The organism is Arenibacter palladensis (assembly GCF_900129275.1).
In the GTDB taxonomy this organism is placed as follows: Bacteria; Bacteroidota; Bacteroidia; order Flavobacteriales; family Flavobacteriaceae; genus Arenibacter; species Arenibacter palladensis.
The window spans coordinates 345,044-352,671 of record NZ_FQUX01000005.1; the positions used below are offsets into that span (position 1 = coordinate 345,044).

Consider the following 7,628-nt stretch of genomic DNA (forward strand, 5'->3'; position numbering starts at 1 on the left):
TTTAAACCTTTACTAATTAATAACCTTCACGGTCATCTAACACTAAAAAATTTAACTTGACTGTAATCAAAGATTTTGTAATGGCTGGATTGAATTACTCTTTTCCAACACAAAACTCCGTCCCAAAAAATAATCTTACACACGAGGAAGCTTCTGTAGACCAATTACATCCCACCCTTTAATGCCTCTTTTTTCTTTCTTGCATAGTACCTGCCCTCTTTTACGTAGTAGGATCCAACGGGAGGGGAATTATCGCCAAATTCCTTCCTGATATAGGTCAGGATCTGGGCAATTTCCTCATCTTCCAAGTAGTCTACCGGCGGCATGACGCCGTCATATGTTTTGCCATTTACCTCTATCGGCCCACTTAATCCACTCAATACAACATCTATGAGTCTTTTTTGGTCCCCTTTGACCCATTCGGAACCAGCGATAGGTGGAAATCTACTACCGTCTCCCTTACCGTTGGCCATATGGCAGGCTCCGCAGTATTTGTTATATAATACTGACCCAGCTTCTGCCCGTAGCGGGGTAAGATCATCCTTAATCTCATCTGGAGTTTTGATATGCGGTAAGTTTTTGAGCTTTTCCATTTGTGCAAGTTGGTCCTTACCAAAATTCTTCTTGTCCCCTTTGTACATTACCCGCCAAATTTTGCCATGTTCACTTTCGCTGATATACAATGACCCATCAGGTCCCATGGCAATACCCATGGGCCTGTATCCTGCATCGTCGGTATCCACTATTTTATCGACCTGTGTAAATCCGTCAGCAAAAACTTCCCATTCCCCGGGCTTTCCATCCTTAAATGGAACAAAACCTATAAAATAACCGGCCTGCGGAAAAGGAGCTCTGATAGTGGAACCATGGAAGGCGATAAATGCCCCATTTTTATAATGCTCAGGGAATTGATTCCCTTGATAGAAATGCAGGTCGTTTGGTGCCCAATGACCCGGGAAACCAATTATAGGTTGCTCGTATTTGGCCCCATCACCTTCCTTTTTTCCATCTCCCCCATATTCGGGATTGAGTAATTTTTTGCCCTGCATATGATCGTAATAGTAATAAGGCCAACCAGCATCGGTACCCTCTTTCACCCTAAGAAATTCTTCGGAGGGCAACATAGCACTTTGCCAAGGCGAAAAGTATTCGGGCCAGTTACGGTTCAGGTTGTCGCGGCCATGTTGTAAGACATACAAGGTATTATCGTAAGGGTTCCAATCCATTCCCACCACACTCCTAATTCCAGTTGCATAGCGGTATCCGTCTTTCTGTGTCTGACCGGGTTTATTGGCATCAAATTGCCATATACCGGCATGCCATTCCAACTCCGGACATGGATCCTGTCCCAATGCGCCTGGCATTCTATTCTGTTCTTTTGATTGACAAACATCTCCTGGGGAACCAAAGGGAACATACATATGGCCATTCCCATCAAAAGTTAGTGGCTTGGCAATATGTGAATAGCCAAAAGGAGAATTCTGGTAATCATCCGTAAGCATAACTTCCGGCTCACTTTCCGGAACTAACTTGCCCCTTGTTAACTTTTGTCTATATACCGTACTGGCGGTACTGTAGTATAAATAATCCTTGTATATCCGCATTCCTGTGGCGTAATAACCACGCTGATCAAATACCCCGAACCGTTCTATTTGGTCCGCTTTTCCATCATTATTGTTATCTCGGAGACCAATATTTTCACCTTCCTCATGGGCAAATCGCATTTTAATATAGATATCACCATTGTCATTGACCGCAAGATGCCGAGCAGACCCTATACTGTCCACTACCACTACCGCCTCAAAACCTTCAGGAAGCACTAATCCCCCATTATCGGGGTCTCCCGGCGGTAAACTTTTGCTGCAATGCAACAAAATGCCCGAAACCAGTAACATAAGCAAAATGCTTTTTAAGCGGAGGAGAACTACCATTTCTTTATATTTCCTTTTCGGTACCAAGAAGATTACATCTATAATTTACTATAACTATAAGACCATGGATCAGTAGACAAATCACGTCTCTATTTCTGTCGCCATTGGAAGTCAGATTTAATATTTTATCACGGCAACATAAATACCTGATTCACAAACCAAACAACTCCTCCTAAGCTAATCAAATTTGTTTAAATAATTAAGTGACTTCAAATTATTTTTAGTGGATGATTATGATATTTTATCGGCAATAAACTTAAAACCCATATTGGTCCGGCGGATGGCAATGAGGGTTCTGTATACTTTAATAAGCTGGTGAGCCCAAAGCAAAGATTGTTTTAAACGGACCGTTAGTCGAAAAGTAATCCCAAAAAACTAATTGATTCCAACGGCCAAATAATGCAACCTATAACACCCCTTTAAGGTAAATTCCAACTACCCTGGAAAAGAATTCAATCCCTTGCGGTTTTCCGCAAGGGATTCTCTTTTTATCAATATAGGTTTGCCCTATGAAATAAGATTATGGGCCATTGGTTTATTCTTATGACCATGCTCCATTTCTGTTGAATTGATCACAAATTAAATGCATACTGGCCAGCTTGCCGAAAAGGTTTTCGGGGGAACTATCCAATTTGGCAGGCAAGGCCTTTATAGCCAGTTCCAGCTTAGCAGCTGAATATTTAATTAGAGGTCTAATATATTGCCAGAACCATAATTACAACCATTAGGTCCCAAAGGACTATTCCAATTGCCAATGCAACTTTACCTCTGCACATTCCTTGGGCGGTATCTAACAAATTCAATTACGTAGCCGAGCGTCAACCTTCCCTAACTCTCCTTTATTTTTATAACTTTGGCCGCATGGATAACATAACCCAAATTCCGGCTAGTTTTATAGAGCAAAACACCCATTTCCCCAGCCTTATCAGTGCGCTAAGGGATGCATTTTCCGACCAGGATACCATGGTGCCCATGAGACATCATCACGATTTTCCCAATCCCGAAGTAAAAGAGGATTCAACCTTGTTATTGATGCCTGCTTGGAAGCCGGGAAAACAGGCAGGAGTAAAAATCGTTACTGTGAGTCCTAAAAATGGTCAGTTTAACCTTCCGGCCATTCAGGGCACGTATATTTATTTGGATGCTTTGAAGGGCGGCATCCTTGCACTCCTGGAGGCCAAAAGCTTAACCGTAAAAAGAACGGCCGCTGCCTCTGCTTTGGCCTCACAATATTTATCAAGGAAAAATTCCAGCTCCCTATTAATGATTGGCACGGGAGCCCTTGCCCCCAATTTAATATTGGCCCATGCCAGTGTACGTCCATTAAAAACGGTCTATATATGGGGAAGGGATTATTCCAAGGCCATGGGCATATGCGAGAAACTAAATAATGCACCCTTCCATATTCAACCCATAAAAGCAATTGAGGATAAAATTTCTGAAGTCGATATTATATCCTCGGCCACCTTATCCAAAACGCCCCTTGTTTTGGGAAAATATCTACAACCCGGGCAACATGTGGATTTGGTAGGAGCATATAAGGTAGATATGCGGGAGGCTGATGATGAAACGGTTACAAAAGCGGAGGTGTATGTAGATACTTATCAAGGCGGTTTAAAAGAAAGTGGGGATATTGTTATTCCATTAAAAAGTGGTGTTTTGAAAGAGGCGGATATCAAGGCCGATTTGATTGAACTCACTTCCCAAAAAAAACATGGCAGGAAAAACGATGGGGAAATTACGATGTTTAAGTCGGTTGGACATGCCTTGGAAGACCTGGCCGCGGCTACCTATTATTACAACATGTTCCAAAATAAACAATAATGGCATAGGCAAGGGTTCGCAAACCTTAATTAAAATGGATCAAACTTGAAATATGCACCGGGTTTTGGAACCAAAAAATTAGAAAAAATACACTCTTAAATAAGTATGAATAAAACTCTTTATTCGGCATTAAACAGGTCTGCCGTCATGCTTTTAATTTTAGCATTGAGCGTTTCGGGGATACTTAAGGCTCAAAAACTACCCCTTCCGCCTCGTGCCAATGATGCTATTTCAGGTAGCACTTTTAAAAATTGGATAGAAACCCTAAGCGTGGAAGACAGGGAAAAACAGATTTACCAAGAGGTTTTGAAGGGAAATGTCCCCAATTTTTTACGTGAACTGACTCCCATTACATTTTCAAAAACCATCAAGAATTCCACTTATGTTGTAACTTATTTTGTTCTTCCAGATTATTTGGCTGTTGGCTCTGATACCGATTATTTCCTGATGCCCATGACCCCAATTTTGGCCCAGAAAATAGCGAATGCCATTGGTTTCACCCTTCCAACCAAACAAATGGTAGATCAAATATGGAGCAATGCCTCATTAAAAATGGCCCCCACACCTATTCCCCCTAGTCCTCAAATGACAACAATTCCTGTAATGTGGGAGCACAATATGCTACTACAAAGGCAAAGGAAAGAAGCCCTTTTACAGGCTCCTTTGGGAGATTTGGTGGCCGGACATAAAAAGGATGTTATTATCTCCAACAAAATCTATGAAAAATCGTCCAAGCCAGTTGTAATTTATGGCTGGCATTTCCAAAATGGAACCCCTATCCAGCCAGTCTACGCTGGCCATAGCGAAACTTACGCCGATTACAGCCACGGTATCCGGTTAGTTCAGGATAGCACCTTGATCAATCATAAAGTCCATCTTATAACATCGGTGCTTCAAGATGCTGAAAAATCTGCTTTATTCAGTGATGAAGGAGTAATAGTGAAACCCTTCTACCCGTTGGAATAAGGACGGTAAGGAATTTGCAAAATTTCACTTCTTCCAATCAAATACATTGTTGGACAATTCTTAAAACGAAAAAAGCCTCCAACTTGCGTTAAAGTTTTTTAGTAATCAGAACGTATTTGAACTCGCACACAAGGGGGTGAAAAGTAGCAAATTTAAATGATAACGAGATCCAATATTAATTGCCTAGGGAACTACTATTTCTATGAAAAAATCCGGTCGATCATAGGGGTAATTTGCTTTCGGTCTTTTGTAAAATGTGGACAACGAGACAATCTGTCCCAGGTGGTTTTCGAATAGATAATGAGAGTATCCCTCCGTTTCCAATATTTCCAAATTGGAGGTGGTCAAATTAAGGGTCCTAACCTTCTTTTCATGTAATGAGGCAGCATCTAGGTTCCATTCTGGATTATTGTTGGTTCCCAATATCTTACTCCCATCTACATTAATGGCTACAGGAAAATAAGGTTGTTCAAATGATCTAAAGGATGAACTGGCCAGATCATACATCCTATTTTCCCTGAAATTAATGATACTGTTATCCCTCGGGTTAAATACAGTTTCTTTTGCCGATCCTGCTGTTAAGGGGACATCAATGATCGTTTTATCCTCCAGATTACCTTCTGCATTTATACTAAAAATTATACTTTGGGCGCTATCCCTATTCCCAATGATAATGCGGCCGTCATTAATTTGCAAAACATTGTAACCAGACTGGCCCAGGTTTTGCATAAAGTGCTCTTGTTTGTCAATAAGGGTAAGGTTCGAAAAATCGCGTACAACGGTATAAGCATAACTATTGTCCAACAGGAGATAACGATCATTGCCAAGGTAAATAAAGTCATTCAAAGAACTTGATCCACTGAGTTTCAGATCGTATTTGTACTCCAAAGTTTGAGGGTCATATACCGAAATACCATCGTACTTAAGATACATTAGTTCTTGTCCTATAGATGAATTGATGACTTTAAGATCATTCCTACCGTTTCCATTGATAGCAGTTGCATTGTTTGAATAGGCTTCCACTTCCCGGGTTCCGTAATTATAACGCATAATATAAGAATCGTAAAAATTATCTTTACCTCCATTTAAAAATATTACGGTTTCATTGGGGGAAGCCGTGAAATTGAAAATGCTTTTTAGGTCAATTACCCTGTCCGGTAGGTAGTTGGCCTCTTTAGCGCTTGCTACAACCTGAGGATTGTAAAAGTTCTGTTTCCCTAATTTGTTGTGTACCCGAACCTCATATACTGGATTTTTCAATAAGGGAGGGGCTTCATCAGTAAAACTGGTGGTATTGATATCCGTTATTTCGATAAGCGATCGTTCTTGAGAGATCGATCCGTAACTATCAAAGTAATTCTTCAAAACAACTTCATAATGCGAAAAGTAGAGCCCTTCATATTTTTGCCATTGAAGGGAAATCTTGTCATTTTGAACCAAGGGAGCTTCCAATGCTACACTTGGCACATTAAGATATTCTGGCGATATGCTATAAGGATAGCTCACAAACAACAATCCTTTATTCGTATACACTTTTAGGAAATAGCACAATTGATTTTTTACGGGCGGGTCAAGATCTTCATAATAGGTGGCGCTCCTATCGTTTATAGTAGCCAAAAGTACCGATTTGGAAATATCGCAATTTTCACCGCTCAAATAGATTTCATAGCGGTCGAAAATGTTTATCCCACCATATTCCGACCAAGTCAACCTTATTTTATTGTTAATTGAATCGTCCCACTCAAGACTATTGCTATAAAAATAGCTCTCATTGGGACTATAAGGTTTAGCCAAAAACTGGAAAATATCTTCTTCCCCGTCCTCATCAAAATCATATTTCGCCCTAAAAACAAACTTGTCCGCCGTGAGCTGTACAATAACCATTTCATTAAAGTCCTTAAACGAATTTGCTAAAGTTATGATTCCCCGATCGAAACTCCATTGTAAATCCTGTTCTTCAGGAATACAGCCCGAGTTTGGAATAATATACTCTTTGTAGGTGCCATCATCCAAAAAAGTGAAAAAGTCCCTGTCGCAATTGCCATAGGTTTTGGGAACTTCTGCCGTTTGTTTTTGATAGTTGACTTCATAAACAGACCAATATTGGTTTAACAATTCTAAATCTGCATTCAAGAGTGCACCTTGGTAGAAAGGGTCGGATTGAAAAGGTGAATCATCCTCATTTGAAGAACATCCCGACATCAAAACAATGAAGCCAAATAACAAGGCAATCATTCCTTTCAAGGTAAAGTTTTTGCTCATTATCAATCAATGAATTAGTATTGTAAAAACCCTCTACACCCCTAGAAAGGCACGTAAATATATTGAATTACTCAATTCGTTGACGAAAAATCGTTTAGATTATTAATTAGGTAGTTGAGAAGCAATAATCCAAACTAATTTACTTGCTCAAAATGCTAAAATCTACTTTTTATAGATCCATACGGGAACATCTATTCTTACATTTTGAGCACATAAAATTTTCGGAAAGGACGGTTCTTAATCACTCTATGACTGAACGAAAAAAGCCTCCAACTTGCGTTGAAGGCTTTTAATATTGAAATGTCCCGTCCTAAAATAAGTTGACACAAAATCGACTTATTTATGAAACATTCAAAGATTACAGGTAATAAGCGGACACAACGCGATTACAATCTAGGTTTTAAATTGGCCGTTATTTCCCAAGTTGAAAAAGGCGAAATGACCTATAAGCAGGCACAGAAGGCTTATGGCATTCAAGGTAGAAGTACTGTTTTGGTCTGGTTGAGAAAACATGGTACCTTAGATTGGAGCAACCCAATTCGACATCAAATGCCAAAATCCAAAGAAACCCCTGCCCAGAAGATCAAGCGTTTAGAACGCGAGCTATCTGACGCGAAGTTGAAGAACAAGATCCTTAATACGATG

At 40.1% G+C, this 7,628-nt stretch carries 4 protein-coding genes and 1 pseudogene; 3 read left to right on the forward strand and 2 right to left on the reverse strand.

Annotated features, from left to right (window positions below):
• Positions 1-164: 164 nt before the first annotated feature.
• Entirely contained in the window at positions 165-1,895 is a 1,731-nt protein-coding gene (locus BUA60_RS15500) for a PQQ-dependent sugar dehydrogenase (protein ID WP_245802563.1), read from the reverse strand.
• Positions 1,896-2,792: 897 nt separating this feature from the next.
• Here BUA60_RS15500 and BUA60_RS15505 point away from each other — a divergent pair.
• A complete protein-coding gene (locus BUA60_RS15505; protein WP_072863217.1) occupies positions 2,793-3,755 on the forward strand; it encodes a bifunctional Delta(1)-pyrroline-2-carboxylate/Delta(1)-piperideine-2-carboxylate reductase in 963 nt (320 codons plus the stop codon).
• A 147-nt stretch (positions 3,756-3,902) separates the two neighbouring features.
• On the forward strand, positions 3,903-4,721 hold the full coding sequence (locus BUA60_RS15510; protein ID WP_143153205.1) for a hypothetical protein: 819 nt from the start codon (positions 3,903-3,905) through the stop codon (positions 4,719-4,721).
• A gap of 183 nt (positions 4,722-4,904) precedes the next feature.
• Here BUA60_RS15510 and BUA60_RS15515 read toward each other — a convergent pair whose 3' ends face one another.
• Complete coding sequence (locus BUA60_RS15515; RefSeq protein ID WP_072863220.1) at positions 4,905-6,983, reverse strand: fibronectin type III domain-containing protein; 2,079 nt, start codon at positions 6,981-6,983, stop codon at positions 4,905-4,907.
• Positions 6,984-7,325: 342 nt separating this feature from the next.
• Here BUA60_RS15515 and BUA60_RS15520 point away from each other — a divergent pair.
• Positions 7,326-7,628: pseudogene (locus BUA60_RS15520) on the forward strand (IS3 family transposase); the annotation flags it as partial.

What these genes read in the sequence shown, in the direction of transcription:
- BUA60_RS15500 (WP_245802563.1), bottom strand. Translation starts at nt 1,895, where the DNA reads ATGTTACTGGTTTCGGGCATTTTGTTGCATTGCAGCAAAAGTTTACCG.
- BUA60_RS15510 (WP_143153205.1), top strand. Translation starts at nt 3,903, where the DNA reads ATGCTTTTAATTTTAGCATTGAGCGTTTCGGGGATACTTAAGGCTCAA.
- BUA60_RS15505 (WP_072863217.1), top strand. Translation starts at nt 2,793, where the DNA reads ATGGATAACATAACCCAAATTCCGGCTAGTTTTATAGAGCAAAACACC.
- BUA60_RS15515 (WP_072863220.1), bottom strand. Translation starts at nt 6,983, where the DNA reads ATGAGCAAAAACTTTACCTTGAAAGGAATGATTGCCTTGTTATTTGGC.